Source organism: Anabaena azotica FACHB-119 (assembly GCF_014697625.1).
GTDB classification, from domain to species: Bacteria; Cyanobacteriota; Cyanobacteriia; order Cyanobacteriales; family Nostocaceae; genus Trichormus; species Trichormus azoticus_A.
Genome location: NZ_JACJSG010000051.1, coordinates 18,000 through 34,583 on the forward strand (window position 1 = coordinate 18,000; position 16,584 = coordinate 34,583).

The 16,584-nt window shown below is 42.9% G+C and carries 15 protein-coding genes; 9 read left to right on the plus strand and 6 right to left on the minus strand.

Annotated elements, in window-relative coordinates; translation table 11 throughout:
* Positions 1-214 precede the first annotated feature (214 nt).
* Together H6G83_RS28110 and H6G83_RS28115 are read right to left on the minus strand one after the other, a co-directional pair.
* Positions 215-814: a hypothetical protein gene (locus H6G83_RS28110; RefSeq protein WP_190478198.1), complete on the minus strand. Its 600-nt coding sequence runs from the start codon at positions 812-814 to the stop codon at positions 215-217.
* A gap of 306 nt (positions 815-1,120) precedes the next feature.
* Complete coding sequence (locus H6G83_RS28115) at positions 1,121-1,993, minus strand: 4-hydroxybenzoate solanesyltransferase (protein WP_190478257.1); 873 nt, start codon at positions 1,991-1,993, stop codon at positions 1,121-1,123.
* A gap of 365 nt (positions 1,994-2,358) precedes the next feature.
* Between H6G83_RS28115 and H6G83_RS28120 the strand changes: the two genes are divergently transcribed.
* From H6G83_RS28120 to H6G83_RS28140, 5 genes are all read left to right on the plus strand, one after another.
* The gene (locus H6G83_RS28120) at positions 2,359-4,011 is read left to right on the plus strand and encodes a Ppx/GppA phosphatase family protein (RefSeq protein WP_190478200.1); all 1,653 of its coding nucleotides are present in this window, start codon (positions 2,359-2,361) and stop codon (positions 4,009-4,011) included.
* 207 nt (positions 4,012-4,218) lie between these two features.
* Entirely contained in the window at positions 4,219-4,647 is a 429-nt protein-coding gene (locus H6G83_RS28125) for an MAPEG family protein (protein ID WP_190478202.1), read from the plus strand.
* A 153-nt stretch (positions 4,648-4,800) separates the two neighbouring features.
* A complete protein-coding gene (locus tag H6G83_RS28130) occupies positions 4,801-5,871 on the plus strand; it encodes a DMT family transporter (protein WP_190478204.1) in 1,071 nt (356 codons plus the stop codon).
* A gap of 116 nt (positions 5,872-5,987) precedes the next feature.
* A complete protein-coding gene (locus tag H6G83_RS28135; RefSeq protein WP_190478206.1) occupies positions 5,988-7,166 on the plus strand; it encodes a peptidoglycan-binding protein in 1,179 nt (392 codons plus the stop codon).
* The gene (locus H6G83_RS28140; protein ID WP_190478208.1) at positions 7,156-7,362 is read left to right on the plus strand and encodes a hypothetical protein; all 207 of its coding nucleotides are present in this window, start codon (positions 7,156-7,158) and stop codon (positions 7,360-7,362) included. Before H6G83_RS28135 ends, H6G83_RS28140 begins: the two co-directional genes overlap by 11 nt.
* A gap of 43 nt (positions 7,363-7,405) precedes the next feature.
* Here the strand turns inward: H6G83_RS28140 and H6G83_RS28145 are convergent, their stop codons facing one another.
* Positions 7,406-7,861: a DUF2141 domain-containing protein gene (locus tag H6G83_RS28145; protein WP_190478210.1), complete on the minus strand. Its 456-nt coding sequence runs from the start codon at positions 7,859-7,861 to the stop codon at positions 7,406-7,408.
* A 324-nt stretch (positions 7,862-8,185) separates the two neighbouring features.
* Here H6G83_RS28145 and H6G83_RS28150 point away from each other — a divergent pair, with 324 nt between their 5' ends.
* From H6G83_RS28150 to H6G83_RS28165, 4 genes are all read left to right on the plus strand, one after another.
* Positions 8,186-8,656: a TspO/MBR family protein gene (locus tag H6G83_RS28150; protein ID WP_190478212.1), complete on the plus strand. Its 471-nt coding sequence runs from the start codon at positions 8,186-8,188 to the stop codon at positions 8,654-8,656.
* A gap of 120 nt (positions 8,657-8,776) precedes the next feature.
* Positions 8,777-9,745, plus strand: a complete 969-nt coding sequence (locus H6G83_RS28155; protein WP_190478214.1) for a DUF1822 family protein — start codon at positions 8,777-8,779, stop codon at positions 9,743-9,745.
* A 165-nt stretch (positions 9,746-9,910) separates the two neighbouring features.
* Positions 9,911-12,277 (plus strand): CHASE2 domain-containing protein, encoded by a 2,367-nt coding sequence (locus H6G83_RS28160; protein ID WP_190478216.1) that lies wholly within the window; start codon positions 9,911-9,913, stop codon positions 12,275-12,277.
* Positions 12,278-12,424: 147 nt separating this feature from the next.
* Positions 12,425-13,243 carry a DUF928 domain-containing protein gene (locus H6G83_RS28165; RefSeq protein WP_190478218.1) on the plus strand — a complete coding sequence of 273 codons (819 nt, stop codon included), beginning with the start codon at positions 12,425-12,427 and terminating at the stop codon, positions 13,241-13,243.
* Between the two features lie 103 nt (positions 13,244-13,346).
* On the opposite strand, the gene hpsU is transcribed toward H6G83_RS28165, so the two are convergent.
* The 3 genes from hpsU to H6G83_RS28180 form a co-directional block, all read right to left on the minus strand.
* Positions 13,347-13,916, minus strand: a complete 570-nt coding sequence (gene hpsU / locus H6G83_RS28170) for a hormogonium polysaccharide biosynthesis acetyltransferase HpsU (protein ID WP_190478220.1) — start codon at positions 13,914-13,916, stop codon at positions 13,347-13,349.
* A 164-nt stretch (positions 13,917-14,080) separates the two neighbouring features.
* Positions 14,081-15,022 carry a glycosyltransferase family 2 protein gene (locus H6G83_RS28175; RefSeq protein WP_190478222.1) on the minus strand — a complete coding sequence of 314 codons (942 nt, stop codon included), beginning with the start codon at positions 15,020-15,022 and terminating at the stop codon, positions 14,081-14,083.
* Between the two features lie 27 nt (positions 15,023-15,049).
* The gene (locus tag H6G83_RS28180) at positions 15,050-15,988 is read right to left on the minus strand and encodes a glycosyltransferase (RefSeq protein WP_190478225.1); all 939 of its coding nucleotides are present in this window, start codon (positions 15,986-15,988) and stop codon (positions 15,050-15,052) included.
* Positions 15,989-16,584: the final 596 nt, after the last annotated feature.

Genomic DNA, 16,584 nt, shown 5'->3' on the forward strand with positions numbered 1-16,584 from the left:
AGGAGAGGGAGGTTGGGAGGGAGAGGTTCATCGAACTCACGTTAATTAAGTATTTCTTTTCCCTAAAGCAAGCGATCGCTTTTCCTTAGTGTTCTTAGGAACTTCCAAAAATTAAATTATTCAATGCGTGAAAGCTGAGAAACTAATTATATTCTTCCTCCCCTACTCCCCCTGCTCACCAAAGTGATTGTATATTTTTTTAGTTGCAAGTCCCTTACCACTTTTCCGCCCAATAAATGATTTCTGACGCTGAACTATCAATTGCTACACCATAGCTATCACCGTGATTCCACTTAAAACCTGGTCTACCTTTATCTTTTGCATTCAAAACCAGTATTTCATAGGAAGGTGAGAAAGATTCGCCAGTTTCACTGGTATAGAAAAAAGTGGTTGGTACGCCGTTGGGTAAATTGGCGTGAACATTAGTATCACCACCCATATATCGACGTTTAGCCAGTTTGCGGTATTGGGCTAACAATTGTTGAATCTGCGCCGATGATTTTTTCAACCTGACTTGGAAATAACTCCCAGTTTGTGAACTTCCAGGCGAATAAGCTAGACGCACATTCTCAACTCCCGGCGGAACTTCTGTAGGGAAGTGTTTAATTTCTTCCTGACTAGACCAAAGTTGATCACGAATTTGTTTGTAGCGTGATGTATCTGTGACAATTTCCGGTTGGTTACTACCAATAAAAGCTTGTCTGAGAAAGAAACTCCCCCCGACAACACCAACGCTGCCAAAAGAGATGAAAACTATCATGATGACTTTGACTAAGAAAGGCTGGTTTTGCCCCAATGTAAGTGATTGCTTCATGGAGTTGGGCGGGTCTAAGTTTTATAGCCATATACCCAACTACTAAACTATATTCGTAATATTTCGGAGGCGATCGCCAATATTTTGATAAAAACTTTGTGAAAACAGGGGAAATACTAATTTTTAGTAAATTTTTTGTAAAGCTGGTTATGTAATCATACTTAAAGATTTAGCGATTAAATTCAGTCAATAGTCAATAGTCAATAGTCAACAGTCAATAGTCAACAGTCAATAGTCAACAGTCACCTGTCCCCTGTAACCTGTCCCCTGTAACCTGTAACCTGTAACCTGTAACCTGTCAACTGATTAAAAAGACCCCAATATCATCCCAGCCAATAAGATAAAACCAAGCCAAACATTTTGCCGGAACATTTCACCATAAGCAGGTAGTGGTAAGTCTGGTTGTCTTAAGCGTAGAAACTGCCAAATCCAACCGACGCTAGCAATTGCTAAAGTAATCCAGAATGCCAGATGCAAATGTATGGAAACACCCAACCAAGCTAGGCAAATAATTGTACCTAAAAAGAAAATACCAATAGCTAAAGGAGCATAATCACCAAAAAATAGGGCGCTGGAATTAACGCCTATGCGTCGATCATCTTCGCGATCGCTCATGGCATAAACTGTATCAAATCCCAATGTCCAAAGTAACGTAGCACCCCACAATAGCCAAGTTGGTTGAGAAATATTCTGCGTCACTGCACTCCAGCTAATCAACACCGCAAAACCCCAAGCGATGGAAAGTACTAACTGCGGTATAGGAAACACCCGCTTCGCACCTGGATACAGTAAAATCACGGGTACGGCTGCTACAGATAACCAGAAACTCAGGGGGTTGAGGTAAAAGGCAATAACTGCCGCGCAGAATAAAGCGATAATACCAACACCAATACCAACTTTTATAGAAAGGGTACGAGCTGCCAATGGGCGATCGCGGGTTCTTTCCACTTCTGGATCAATATCCCTATCCCACAAATCATTCACCACACATCCAGCCGCACTGGTAGCCAGTGTACCTAAGATAATTACACCCACCAAAGGTAAAGGCGGTTTACCTGCGGCGGCTAAACATACAGCCCACAGGGCAGGAATCATTAAAATTAACCGTCCTTCCGGTTTGTGCCAGCGCAAAAGACGGAAAATTGTTAGCCAAACAGGTTCTTGGTTAGTTTCTAACATAGTCATTAGTCATTAGTCATTAGTCATTAGTCAAAAGGCAGGAGTTAATAATTTCTCCCTCATCTCCCTCATCTCCCTCATCTCCCCCCTCTCCCTCACCTCCCCCCTCTCCCTCACTTCACACATCTTCACATATATAGAATAACTTTTTTTGATATTTGTAAAAACACAAGATATACAGTGGCGACTTTAAGACAAATCAATTAAATAGTCACTAAAATTGTAAAAGACAGGGTGAATATACTTAACTCAGGTAATCTTGACTACGGTCAGCCTGAAAATAAGTGTGTTGCAACGTGTATTACTGCCAACTACCCCGACACACCATTCATTACCATCCATCCTGAATACAGCGAGAAGACTAGATGGTGAATTTAATTTCATCTAGCTGGGAGAGTGTCAGCACTCAACCAGTCCAGCAACACCGGATTATTGCTGCCATTGACATGGGAACCAATTCTCTGCACATGGTAGTAGTAAAGATTGACCCGACACTACCAGCTTTTAGCATTATTTCCAGAGAAAAGGAAACTGTGCGGCTGGGCGATCGCAATATTACCACTGGTGAGTTAAAACCAGAAGTGATGGCAAAAGCGATCGCTACTTTGAGGCGCTTTCAACAAGCTGCGAAAACTGCCAATGCGGAAACCCTCATCGCCGTGGCGACTAGTGCAGTGAGAGAAGCGCCCAACGGTAAAGATTTTCTCCATCAGATAGAAACCGAGTTGGGTTTAAGCGTTGACTTGATTTCCGGTCAAGAAGAAGCGCGACGCATCTACCTGGGTGTGCTGTCGGGGATGGAATTTCATAACCAGCCGCATCTCATCATAGACATTGGCGGTGGTTCGACAGAATTAATTTTAGGTGATTCTCAAGAACCCCGTACCCTTACCAGCACCAAAGTAGGGGCTGTGCGACTCACTAGCGAGTTAATCACCACAGACCCCATCAGCCATGTTGAGTTTCAATACCTGCAAGCCTACGCGCGGGGAATGTTAGAACGTTCCGTGGAAGAGGTACTAGCAAACCTCAAATTTGGCGAATCTCCCCGCTTAATCGGCACTTCTGGCACAATTGAAACCATAGCCATGATTCATGCGCGGGAAAAATTGGGGACAGTCCCCTCTACTCTCAACGGTTATCAATTCACCCTCAAAGACCTAAAAGAGTGGGTAAATCGCTTGCGGAGAATGACCAACGTCGAAAGATCCGCTATCCCTGGTATGCCGGAAAAACGGTCTGAAGTCATCCTCGCCGGCGCTATCATCTTGCAAGAAGCAATGACACTGTTGGGTGTAGAGTCATTAACAGCTTGTAGTCGCGCATTACGGGAAGGCGTAATCGTTGACTGGATGTTAAGCAACGGCTTGATTGAAGATAGACTGCGGTTTCAAAGTTCGATCCGCCAACGAAGCGTTCTCAAACAAGCCAGCAAATATCAAGTTAACTTAGATTATAGCGATCGCGTTGCCACCTTTGCCCTAAGTTTATTTGACCAAACCCAAGGCTTACTACACCATTGGGGAAGTAACGAAAGAGGACTACTGTGGGCGGCGGCAATGTTACACAACTGCGGTCATCATATCAGCCATTCATCGCACCACAAACATTCATACTATCTCATTCGGAATAGTGAATTGCTAGGTTATAACGAAACCGAGATAGAAATTATTGCCAATCTAGCCCGTTATCATCGCAAATCACCACCCAAGAAAAAGCATGAGAATTTCCGCAACTTGTTAAGTAAAGAACATCGGCAAGCAGTCTGTCAACTAAGCGCACTGTTAAGATTGGCAGTAGCATTAGATAGAAGACAAATTGGGGCGATATCTGGAATTAAATGTGATTACTATCCCCAATTCCAGCAGTTCAATTTGTTAATCTATCCATCCCGACCAGATGACGACTGCGCCTTAGAACTCTGGAGTTTAGACTTCAAAAAAGAAGTTTTTGAAAACGAGTTTGGCGTGAAATTAGTCACCCATTTAGAAAGAAATCTCCTACCTCAATTCTCCTAAACAGTAGGGTGCGTTATTTCATTAACGCACCTATTAATTGGAACATCAGCCAAACCGAAAGAGCTACACATCCCTTTTTTTTGTCAGTTATTAACTCTAATCTCAATTCTACTTTGAGATAAGAATCAATCAAAAAATTATATACGCTTTGTATAGCGCAATTTATTGCTTACCCATCAGCAGAATAAGAAAATTTAAGAGGAGCCAATGAGACAAGACACAATCTTCAGTCCCTTCTTTGCATCAATTTTTTTAACATTTGTGGTCTGGGTATATATGTACATTTGTCGTATTAGTTTCATCACAAGTACAAAGCTCAAACCCCAAGACCTAGCTGTACCTAATGCACTGGCACAAATTTCACCCCCAAGTATATCTAATCCATCGGATAACCTGAAGAACCTGTTCGAGATTCCGGTACTTTTTTATGCACTTGTACTATATTTGTTTATCACGAAGCAGGTAGATGCAGTATATGTGAACGCTGCGTGGGTGTTCGTTATATTTCGTGTCCTGCATAGTATTGTCCATTGCACATTCAATTTCGTCATGCTTCGGTTCTACCTCTATCTATTTGCTACGCTTGCATTATGGTTTATCTCGTTCCGCGCAGCTTTTATTCACTTTGGTACATAATTTACGTTAATTATTTCAAGATAACAGGCTTGTAGTAAGGACTTTAGTCCTGATAAGAGGTGTAGAGCCGCTCATGACAAACATAAAGCATTCCTTCACAAAAAGACACAATTGGGTAGAATTGGTAGAAGTAATCTCTGCACCTGTAAATCCATGCAACTGAAACTTAGTGCATCTAAGTTCCCTATATCTACCATCCTGTTAATTGCCCCGTTTTTCCTTTGGGGGACAGCAATGGTAGCGATGAAAGGAGTTATACCCCACACCACCCCGTTTTTCATGGCGGGGGTAAGATTAGTACCTGCGGGAGTATTGATTTTAATCGCTGCGACGCTTTCAGGTAGACCCCAACCCAGTAGTTGGCAAGCTTGGTTATGGATAGCCTTATTTGGGCTAGTGGATGGAACTTTATTTCAAGGCTTCTTAGCTGAGGGATTAGTCCGAACTAGTGCGGGTTTGGGTTCAGTGATGATTGACTCCCAACCTTTGGCGGTGGCGTTGCTGTCGTTATGGCTATTTCAAGAACGCATTGGTTTGTGGGGATGGTTGGGTTTAGGTTTAGGAGTCACAGGAATCAGTTTAATTGGCTTACCGGATGAATTGATTTACGGTGTACTAGGTACAGGCGCAGAGGTGAGGCTGGGTAACTGGCAAGACCTGTTTGCTAGTGGGGAATGGTTAATGCTGTTAGCTGCTTTATCGATGGCGGTGGGAACGGTATTAATTAGGTTTGTGACTAAGTATGTTGACCCCGTGACAGCTACAGGATGGCACATGATTTTGGGTGGGTTGCCATTGTGGGGAGTTTCCTGGGTGGTGGAATCTCAACAATGGGAAAATCTGGTAGGTGCTGAATGGCTGGCTTTGGGTTATGCTACCTTGTTTGGCAGTGCGATCGCCTATGGATTATTTTTCTACTTTGCTTCTAGTGGTAGCCTCACAAGTCTCAGTTCTCTCACCTTCCTTACCCCTGTTTTTGCCCTCCTATTTGGTCATCTCTTGCTCTCAGAAGTTCTCAGTTCCTTACAGTGGATGGGAGTATTTCTCACCTTAGTTAGTATCTATCTCATCAATCAGCGTGATAATCTAGCAGGGCAAAACAAACAACCCATTCTGGAAGAAACTTCAGCAACACTGAAGCCGCTAGTTACTCCCTTAACTGTAAAACTTATAGAGTCTAAATCAGAAAATCTCCCGGAGATTTACAAGAAAAACATGAAATAAGTAAACAAAATACGCTATATTACTAGGAACTAAGGTTAGATTTTTACGTCACAATAACAGAGAATACTTACGTAAAATTAGGTAGTTAATCACACATTTAGGCTCTAACTTTTAATATGAGGCTACACTACTCCTCAATCTTCCTACTTACCTGTTTTTCTTGTGTGGGTTTATATTCAACTCCAGCCAACACAGCTAGCACTAATTTCACACCGGAAAAATTAGAACTGGCACAAGTCAGTTCCATCTCAACTACTAAACAAGTTGTACTTGAGCCGGGTAGTAAAGGGCCAAATGTACAAAGATTACAAACTCAACTGAGTCGGCTAGGCTACTACAGTGATATTGTAGATGGAAAATATGGGCAAAGTACGAAAGCTGCTGTAGCCAAATTTCAGCAAGCCAAGGGTTTGAAAAGAGTAGATGGAATCGCGGATGTAACTACTAAAAGGGCTTTGTTAGCGAGCTTGGGAGCTAATAAAAGTAACCCAAAATCGCTAGTCTCAGCTTTTGAAGCTACTACCACAACTGCCCCTAGTAAAAACAATTCCGATTCAGCCCTGAGAGATTTTCTGTGGTGGTCAATATTAGGTCTGGGGACTCTAGGAACCATAGGCGCAACCCTATATTTGTTGCAACGGTTTGAGCCACAAAAACAAAGAAAGCAACGCAAACCGACGATACAAAAAGCCTTAAGTCCCACCCAACAACAGCAAATCACATCATTACAAGAGTTCGCCCACGCACCCAGCTATCAAGAAAATGCTGCTCACGCCAACGGAACTCAAACAGCCAAAGCATCAGTTCCCGCCACAATGATGCCTATAGAACCGACATCCCGTCTTGCTAAAGTCAACATAGTGGATGAGTTGATTCAAGATTTACGTAGTACCGACCCCAAAAAACGACATAAAGCCATTTGGGATTTAGGACAGCAAGGGGATTCACGGGCAATTCAGCCATTAGTAAACTTGTTAGTTGATGCAGACTCACAACAACGCAATTTAATATTGGCAGCTTTATCAGAGATTAACGTGCGATCGCTCAAACCAATTAACAAAGCCTTCGCCGTCTCCATACAGGATGAAAGCCCACAAGTTCGACAAAATGCCATTCGTGATTTAACTCGCGTATATGACATGATGTCCCAAATGAGCCAGATGTTAGTCCACGCCCTAGATGATCCAGACAAAGAAGTACAGGCAACCGCAAAATATGCTCTGACTCAGATGAATAAAATGCGGATCATGGATAAGCCCAGCCTAGCAGAAAATGCTGTACAAGATGCTCGTTAAATCAGTTATCAGTTATCAGTTATCAGTTATCAGTCAGCCAGGGCGTATGATGGGGGATAAAGAAGCGCCTCCCTACCTTTCCACCAATTGCGGTGGTGTCTCACCGACGTATTTAAGTACGGGCGGGTTTAACGAACATATCTGTTTTCCCCATGAATTACTTAATGAACCCGCCCCTACAACTGTTCACTGTTGACTGTTCACTATATAAAAGGGGAGTAGGGGAGCAGAGGAGCAAATTACATTTTTTTCATCTGGATTTGAATAACGGTGTTAGGGCCTGCCAATATAAAAGCTGCATCCCCAAACTTGGGAGCGCTGTTACTAACTGTCGGGTTACGAGAAAATCCAAAAGGTTCAACAGGCATTCCTAAACTATTGCGATTGAGAGTACCATCACCATTCAGGTCTTGAATTGCCGCTACAGCGTAACTACCAGCTTTTAAATTGTCAAAAGTAAGTATTAAGGGCGTTTCGCTAATCTGAGTACACTGCCTTTGTAATACCCGTTTACGGTCACTTGGGAATCCTTGGCTACTACTAAAAATACTGGCACAGACCTGTCCTTGTTTGTTTTTTAATCCCTCAATTTCCACAGTCAGCTTGCTATTAAAACTAGCTTTAGCACTCAACAACCAGCCTAAATTACCCAAAGTTGCCATTAGCATTACGCTAACTGTCCATTTTTGTATCATAAAATGTACTTTGATTGGCTCATGCAGACTTATCCTGACATAACTGCGTCGATATACGCAAGCATTTTGTATCAAGATTGGAAGTCATTAGTCAATAGTCAATAGTCATTAGTCAATAATCAATAGTCATTAGTCAATAGTCATTAGTCATTAGTCATTCTGTCTGGCTCCCCCTACTCCCTCATCTCCCTATTCCCCTCCTGGGAGGGGTTAGGGGTGGGTTACTCCCTCATCTCCCTCATCTCCCTCATCTCCCTATGCTAGGTGCAGCGATCGCTAATAATTGTCTAAACTCAAAATGGCACAATACTACGAGAAAGCCTTGTGAAAGCTAGATGGATCATCACAGCAGTTTCAGCTGCACTGTTTTTTGGTGGTAGCCTGTTTACATCACTGCGCGACCCTTGGTTTCAGAACTTGCAACGTCCTCAATGGCTGACATTTGAATTTCTCATTCCCTTTATTTGGACATTCATTTGGGCTTGCACAACCATGTCAGCCATTATTGTTTGGGAAAAAAGGAGCAAACAAGGTCTGCGTCCTTGGTATTTGATGGTTATTTATGCAGCAATTGCTATCTCCACCTCTGCATATAGTCCCATTGTTGTAGAACTGCGGAGTTTGACCGGGGGAATGATTATCGGTGGTTTGGCAACAATACTAGTTTATATTTTGGCGTTTTTAGTCAAGCCGATTTCGTCCAAAGCTTCTTGGTTATTTCTTCCCTACGCCCTGTGGGGGCCTTTTGGTACTTATTTAACTTGGCTATTAATACAGCTAAATCCGGGCGTATAGATACAACCCCAGCGATCCCCAGTCCCGAAATTTTAGCGGAAAATTTATAATTCTGTGGCATAAATTTAGTGAATGCTGGCGATATGTTAATAGCAGCATTGATTAACTTGGGATTAAATTATGACTAACATTACCAACAAGCTTGAAGACTTTACCATTACCTTACCGATTTCTCAAGCAGCTCGTACTAATGCCCAGCAGTTTGCCAAAAATCAGCCTAACCTTAAAAAAGCAGAGCAAGTCAGGCTCAATACTTTGGCTGTATCGGTCGTGAATGACTATTTACAGATGATGGAAGTACCGACTGATTTAATAGCTAGTGACAGTTGGAATCCAATTATGCAGCTTTGTACGGATGTGGCTGATTTAGTAGTCCCATCAGTTGGTCGTTTGGAGTGCCGTCCAGTACAATTACATGAACAAGTATGTGCTGTTCCCCCAGAAACTTGGGAGGAAAGAGTAGGTTATGTAATTGTGCAAGTTGATGAAACTAATACAGAAGCTAAATTACTTGGTTTTATTAAAAACGTTACAACCGAAACAATACCTTTAAATCAACTACAACCTATAGAAGCATTGATTGATCGCCTAGAGCAACTGAGAACTTCTCCCGTTGATGCTTTGGTGAATTTAAGTCAATGGTTTATCGGTCAATGTCAAGCAGGTTGGCAAACTCTAGAAGATTTGTTGAACTCACTGGAAGCCAGACCTGCTTATGCTTTCCGTAGTCCGGTAAGTACTCCAGATGCAGTTTTTAATCTCAAAGAAGCAGTGACTAGAAGGGCAAAATTAATTGATTTAGGTATACAAATAGTCAATCAACCAGTAATGTTGATTGTGGAAATTGCTCCTGAAGCTAATGGGCAAACCAGTGTCCGCCTGCAACTACACTCTACAGGAGAGCAACTTTATCTACCAGCAGGGGTAGAACTTAAGGTACTAGACACATCTGGAGCTATATTCCTAGAAGCTCAAGCTAGAAGCGCTGACAACTATCTTCAGTTACAATTCCGTGGAGAACTTGAAGAACAATTTAGCGTTCAGGTATCATTGGATGATATGAGTATTACGGAGAACTTTGTAATTTAAGGTATCTAGATTTTGACTATGTAATTGGTAATGAGTGCATGGCAGTGGGCAATTAAATTACGAGATGTATAAAATTTAAGCCAAAGTTGCTGGAATCTTGTATTTTTAGAGAAGTCTGGGTGACTCAGAACTCCAGTGATTGGGAAGCGTAGCGGAGCGACGGTCATGGCGAAGTTGGTGGTGCTAAAATTTGGGGATGGTAGTTTTGAGCAGGGGTTTAATGTGACTCTTCAGATTGGTGAAGAAAGCGATCGCCCTTCAGTAGAACTCACAGGTAAGCTCCCACCATGTCCCGAAATACTGCTTTACTACACCCGTTGGCAGTCCACCTATTTACAGCTTGGTAATGGTTATCGCCTAGATGCTGATAAAATCCAAGTCACAAATGTATCCATTACTCAAGATTGTCACGAACTAGCCCATATTTTGCGGCTGCGTTTTAATAATTGGTTACAAGCACAGGAGTTTCGGACATTAAGAGAAAAATGGTTAGAAAAATTACAGCCATCAGATGAAATTCGCGTAATTTTACAATCAGAAAATAGCTACTTACAAAAATTACCTTGGCAAGCCTGGGATTTACTAGAACGCTATCCCAAGGCAGAAGTTGCACTCTCATCACCAAGTTACGAGCTAATTCATAAGCGACGCGCCCCTAACCCCACTGTTAACATTTTGGCGATCGTTGGTAATAGTCAGGGAATTAATACCCAAGCTGACCAAGCAATGCTGCAAAATTTTACCAATGCTGATGTCAGTTTTTTAGTAGAACCACAACGGAAAGAATTAACAGATTCTCTTTGGGGCAAAAACTGGGATATTTTATTTTTCGCTGGACACAGTTCCAGTCAGGGGCATGATGGTATAGGTAGAATCTACCTCAATAAAACTGATAGCCTCAGCATCAGTGAATTAAAGTATGCCCTCAAACAAGCTATAGAAAGAGGTTTACAGTTAGCGATTTTCAACTCCTGCGATGGCTTGGGACTAGCAAAAGAACTAGCTGATTTAAACATTCCCCAAATCATTGTCATGCGCGAACCTGTTCCCGATCAGGTCGCCCAAGAATTTTTAAAATATTTTATTCAAAGCTTTGCAAGTGGTGAATCTTTATACCAAGCAGTGCGACAAGCAAGGGAACGCTTGCAAGGTTTAGAAGATAGATTTCCCTGTGCAACTTGGCTCCCAGTAATTTGTCAAAATCCCGCGCAGATACCCCTCACTTGGGATGAACTGACAGAACCTCTAACACAACCTGTAATTAATCATGTTCCAGCAGTTGAGCAGAAATGCGGGTTAAAGAAAGTAGCATTGTCGAGTTTGCTGGTGACGGCTGTGGTATGTGGGTTAAGGTTTTTGGGATTGTTACAAGCGGCAGAACTACAAGCGTATGATCAGATGATGCGATCGCGCCCCGAAGAAAGCCCCGATCCCCGAATACTTATCGTCACAATTAATAATGAAGACTTAGCAGATCAAACAGATAATGGCAAACCATTGAAAGGAGTTTCCATTTCCGATAAATCTCTCAATCAATTGCTAGCAAAATTAAATCAGTACCAACCTAAAGCTATAGGTTTGGATATCTACCGTGATTTCCCGGCAGAACAATCAGATTTAGTCGTGAAATTACAACAGACTGAGAATTTAATTGGGGTATGTAAAGGCAGCGATACAACTACCAATATTAAAGGCATTAAACCACCTCCAGAAATCCCTAAAGAACGCCAGGGATTTAGTGACTTTGTTCATGATAACGATAATGTAGTGCGGCGACATCTTCTGTTCATGAACCAGGAAACTGCGTCCTTATGTTCTGCTCCCTATGCCTTTAGTACTCAATTAGCATTTCGCTATCTGTCGTCTTTAGGGATTGAATCAAAATTCACTAACGAACAGTCAACGAAGGACTTGCAATTAGGTAATACTATTCTTCATCGCCTTTCATCTCGTGCGGGAGGCTATCAAGGTATCGATGCAAATGGCGGTCAAATCTTACTAAATTATCGTGCCTCTGCAAAAATCGCGGAAGAGGTGACACTCAGGCAAATTTTATCCAACTCCATCGATGCCAACGCTATTACAGACAAAATTGTGCTGATTGGTGTAACAGTTAGAGACACTGACCCCGGTGACTTTTGGAGTACACCCTATGGTAGTCGTTTACAGGATCAAATGCCTGGAGTGATGGTACAAGCCCACATGGTTAGCCAAATCATTAGTGCGGTTCTAGATAAACGCCCGTTGTTAAGGGTTTGGACACCTGGGTTAGAAATTATCTGGATTGGGGTTTGGGCTGGGTTGGGAGGCTTGTTAGCTTGGCGATGGCGTTTATTCTCCAAATCGGCAGTAGCATTAGTAGTTGGTGTTAGTTCTAGTGTTTTGTATTTATCCTGTCTGAGCCTATTAGTTTGGGGCTTTTGGGTTCCCTTTGTACCATCAGCCTTATCTTTGGTGTCAACTGTTACTGTAGTATCAATTCAGAATAGGGGACAGGAGACAGGTGATAGGGAAGAGGGTGTACGGGTATAGTGCAAAGTCTGAGCGCTAGCTTGGGGCGTTGCCGCAGGCATCAGAACTTTATAACACACAGGTGTAAGGGTGTAGGGAAACACAGGAAAATAACTTTTGACTAATGACAACTAACAACTGACAATTGACAACTGACTAATTCTTACTATGTCTACTTTAAAACCTATCAAAATATTACTTGCCTTAACTTTTGGCTACACCAGCCTCTTAGCCGGGCAGTCTTGGGTATTAGCAAATACACCTAATGTTAATTCTGCTAACCCGCGTAACTTCAGTAATAATAATGTAACCGCTCGTAATAAACAAAACAGCTTTGCTCAACCACCTCTACCAAGTTCAGAAGGTCGTCCAGGCGGTCGTGTTCGCGGTGGTGCTAAACGCGGCCCATGTCAATTGGTGGAAACTCAATTGACGGCTTTAGTACCATTTACTCAAACTGCTCCTACCGAAACTGATGTTTGGGGATTTACAACACAGGCACATCCCACATTTTTGTTTTATGTGCCGTACTCTAAAAATGCTGGCTATCCAACGGAATTTCTGTTGCAAGACAAGGAGGGCAATAATATTTACCAAAAAGCGATCGCTCTCCCGGAAAAGCCAGGAATCATCAGCGTTTCACTTCCGCCTGATGCTGCTGCTTTAGCAGTAGATCAGCAATACCGATGGTTTTTTACCGTAGAGTGTGACCAAAAAAACCCATCACCCCCCATCTATGTTGAAGGCGTGATTAAACGAGTCCAACTAGAACCCGCAACTATCCAGCAACTAGAAACAGGCTCACCATTAGAGAAATTGGAAATCTACGCCGCAAATGGCATTTGGTTCGATGCTGCTGAAATTCTGTTTCAACTCCGCCAGAAAAATCCGCAAAATGCAGCAATTGAAAACAAATGGCGTAACTTACTCACAAGCATCAGTTTGGATGACATTATAGCTAAACCTGTGATTTCAGCTAAACCTTAGTTGGAGACTGGGTGTGTCAGTTGTCAGTAGACAGTGGACAGTGGACAGTGGACAGTGGAAATAACCTCACAACTGACAACTGATAACTGATAACTGATAACTGTCAACTGTCAACTGTCAACCTGGGATGTTGCGGACGACAGGGGCTACCCCAGCAGACTTGTCCGGCGGGCATATTGGTAAAAACGCTGCTACGAGCGCCAATTACGGCATTAGCTCCGATTTGCACCCCTGGGGCGATAAAACAATCTGTGGCTACCCAAGCACCGTTGCCAATGGTAATACCTGCTATCTTTAAGCCAAATGCTGGGTCTTGGATATCATGGCTACCAGTACACAAATAACTTTTCTGTGAAACTACGCAGTGCTGACCGATGTGAATTTCATCTAAGCTATAGAGAACTACATCATCGCCAATCCAACTGTAATCTCCAATAGTAACCTTCCAAGGGAATGTGAAACGGGCGGTGGGACGGACAACCACGCCCTTACCAATTCGCGCCCCAAACAGACGTAGTATCCAACACCGGATGTTACTAAAAGGATGGGGAGTGAGTGGAAAAGCGATCGCCTGCACCAACCACCATAACAAAATATACCAAGCCGAACGCCCCCGATTAAACCAAGATTGGTCATACTGGCGTAAATCTACAAAAGCTTTGTCGTTAGTCATTGGTCAGTTGTCCATAGAAAGGGGAAAGGGGAAGGGGGAAAGGGGAAAGGGGAAGGGGGGAAGGGGAAGGGGGAAAGGGGGAAAAGCTTCTCCCCCATCTCCCCCATCTCCCTCATCTCCCTCATCTCCCCCAGTCCCCAGTCCCCAGTCCCCAGTCCCCAGTTCTAGGTAGTAGAATTTTCCACTTCTTGAGTTAGAGAAGCTGGGAGGGAATTAGCGGTATTTGCAGTATTGAGTTGACCGCCGCAATTGCGTAATTCGTAGAGTTTAACGCCAATTTGATATTCGTATTGACTTAATAACCTTCCATAAATATATCCGGCTCTACCATCGAGAAAGCCTAAGCGAATGATATAAAACAGAATAAACCTTAAAAGGGGCTTAAATGGTAGGCGTACCCAGACTTTTTTGAGAAAGCGTTTCCTTTGTACGGCTTCACCAAATAAATTGGCTCCAATGGTAGCACTTTCATCTTGACCTGTAATTAGGTTGTAATAAACGCGGGCTTCCCAATTGGAATAACGATTGTGTCTTTCTAGCCAGTGGTAAATATCACGGAAATCTTCATGGAGCATATCATTTTTGAGATACCCGACTTTGCCCTGCATGACGACGTGTTCATGAACTTCGTTATCGCCAGTGTTCGGCACGTCTTCGGTATTCAAGTTTTCGTAACGTCCTAATTTATGCTTAAATAATCGCAGGTTCCAATCGGGATATTTACCACCGTAGCGAATCCATTTACCCAAGAAAAATACGCGCCGATTGAGATAGTAACCTATATATTCTTGTTGTTTGATTACTTGTGCAATTTCATCCCACAACTCATTGGGAATACGCTCATCGCAATCTACAATCAGTACCCACTCGTTGCGAAATGGTAGGTTATCTAAAGACCAATTTTTCTTTTTGGGCCAGCGTCCATTAAAGTGGAACTGTACTAGGTTGACACCGTAATTTTTGGCAATCTCAATACTTTTATCGGTGCTTTGAGAATCTACAATAAATATCTCGTCTGCTCTCTGGAGGCTATCGAGACAGGCTGGTAAATTTGCCTCTTCATTTTTGGCGGGGATGAGTACAGAAACTGGTATTTTGGATGACATATATAATTTATTTTAAGGGACTATTGACTACTTACTTTTATGATTAGCTGTAAACAGCAAACCTTGAAGTACGGCGTTTAAGTAACCTATTTGACCATAGGCATATACAAGGTTATCAAAACGCTCTGCTGGATGGGAAAAATATCGCAATGATTTATACAAGCCACGCGCTAACCGTTCGCTCCCCCTTGATAATTGACCAATTCCCGCTTTGCCTGCTAGTTGTTCACGATAGCACTCGCTGATGCCTTGCCACCATCCCCGATTTAAAAACCAGGAACGATTGAGGCGTTCTGGCGCGACGTTATGAGCAACTAAGGCTTCTGGTATGTAAGCAACTTGCCAACCTCCTTTGAGCGCTAGTTCTGTCATTTGTAGTTCCTCATTAGATAGAAGGTTTTTGCCTATGCGACCAAGATGAGGATCAAAGCCACCAATTTCTTGGAGAAAAGTGCGGCGGATGGAGTAATTCAAGCCTCTTGGTGTTAAGCCTGGTTGCTTGATGTAAATCATCTCGTTACCTAAGTCATAGGCTCCTAAGTTTCCGGCTAACCCAGATGATAGCCAAGTTGGTGGTTCGATGTCTGGAGGCCAGAGGAGGGTGACTTTACCACCTGCGATCGCCAAACGCGGGTTTTGTTGATAAGCTCCATACAATACCTGTAACCACTGCTTACTAGCGACTGCATCATCATCTAAATAAGCCAGAATTTCGGCACTAGCGATTTTTGCACCAGTATTTCGGGCTACAGATAAACCAATGGTGGGTTCAAATACATATTTTAAACGTGAATCACTAGCCCTTTGCTCAACAACTTCACGGGTGCGATCGCTTGAGCCGTTATCTACTACCACAACTTCAAACTCACCAGCGAAATCTTGTACTAACAGGCTATCAATCGCCGCACCTAGATAGGTATCCCGATTGTGAGTACAGATAATGGCAGAGATTTGAGTATCTGGCATAAGTATTGATGTTGATTTTACCGAAAAACTGGGTTTAGAGCCGCCGCCCTAGAAGGGCGGCTTTTGTGGTAGTATAACTAATGGCGGTAAAGCGCACAAATAAAAGACGAAGTAGGTCAAGCGGACTGCTCCTGATCCGGAACCCTGATAGTATAAATCCGCGCATCTTGTACCGCCACTTGCTTTATGCCGGGAAACCCGTCCAACGCAGTGGCTGACAAATGTGGGAGTAAACACAGAAATTAAAAACCTTTTCAAACGCGGTCGGGCAGTCCGTGTGAGCTTGTGGACGTATCCAAACGGAGAAATTTGAATACTAGTATTCAGATTTCTAGAGAGGACGGATGAAGCAAGAATCCTCCCTCCGGGACGCTAACGCGAACGTATCTTTAGAGCGAGGAGTGTCAATAGCCTGTAATTCGTAATTAATCTGTAATTTTTTATTTATAGCAGTCGTATCCAAGATAAGCACAATTTTAAACCGTGAATGCCAGCAATATTCATGTTCTTACTTCTTGCCTCCTGCTATAACTGCTGAGATTTAATCTATACTGACATTCACTCCCTTACCATCCGCGTTTTTGCGGAAATAGTGC

Coding starts and splice junctions, on each gene's coding strand:
- H6G83_RS28110 (WP_190478198.1), bottom strand. CDS start 814: ATGAAGCAATCACTTACATTGGGGCAAAACCAGCCTTTCTTAGTCAAA.
- H6G83_RS28115 (WP_190478257.1), bottom strand. CDS start 1,993: ATGTTAGAAACTAACCAAGAACCTGTTTGGCTAACAATTTTCCGTCTT.
- H6G83_RS28120 (WP_190478200.1), top strand. CDS start 2,359: ATGGTGAATTTAATTTCATCTAGCTGGGAGAGTGTCAGCACTCAACCA.
- H6G83_RS28125 (WP_190478202.1), top strand. CDS start 4,219: ATGAGACAAGACACAATCTTCAGTCCCTTCTTTGCATCAATTTTTTTA.
- H6G83_RS28130 (WP_190478204.1), top strand. CDS start 4,801: ATGCAACTGAAACTTAGTGCATCTAAGTTCCCTATATCTACCATCCTG.
- H6G83_RS28135 (WP_190478206.1), top strand. CDS start 5,988: ATGAGGCTACACTACTCCTCAATCTTCCTACTTACCTGTTTTTCTTGT.
- H6G83_RS28140 (WP_190478208.1), top strand. CDS start 7,156: ATGCTCGTTAAATCAGTTATCAGTTATCAGTTATCAGTTATCAGTCAG.
- H6G83_RS28145 (WP_190478210.1), bottom strand. CDS start 7,861: ATGATACAAAAATGGACAGTTAGCGTAATGCTAATGGCAACTTTGGGT.
- H6G83_RS28155 (WP_190478214.1), top strand. CDS start 8,777: ATGACTAACATTACCAACAAGCTTGAAGACTTTACCATTACCTTACCG.
- H6G83_RS28160 (WP_190478216.1), top strand. CDS start 9,911: ATGGCGAAGTTGGTGGTGCTAAAATTTGGGGATGGTAGTTTTGAGCAG.
- H6G83_RS28165 (WP_190478218.1), top strand. CDS start 12,425: ATGTCTACTTTAAAACCTATCAAAATATTACTTGCCTTAACTTTTGGC.
- hpsU (WP_190478220.1), bottom strand. CDS start 13,916: ATGACTAACGACAAAGCTTTTGTAGATTTACGCCAGTATGACCAATCT.
- H6G83_RS28175 (WP_190478222.1), bottom strand. CDS start 15,022: ATGTCATCCAAAATACCAGTTTCTGTACTCATCCCCGCCAAAAATGAA.
- H6G83_RS28180 (WP_190478225.1), bottom strand. CDS start 15,988: ATGCCAGATACTCAAATCTCTGCCATTATCTGTACTCACAATCGGGAT.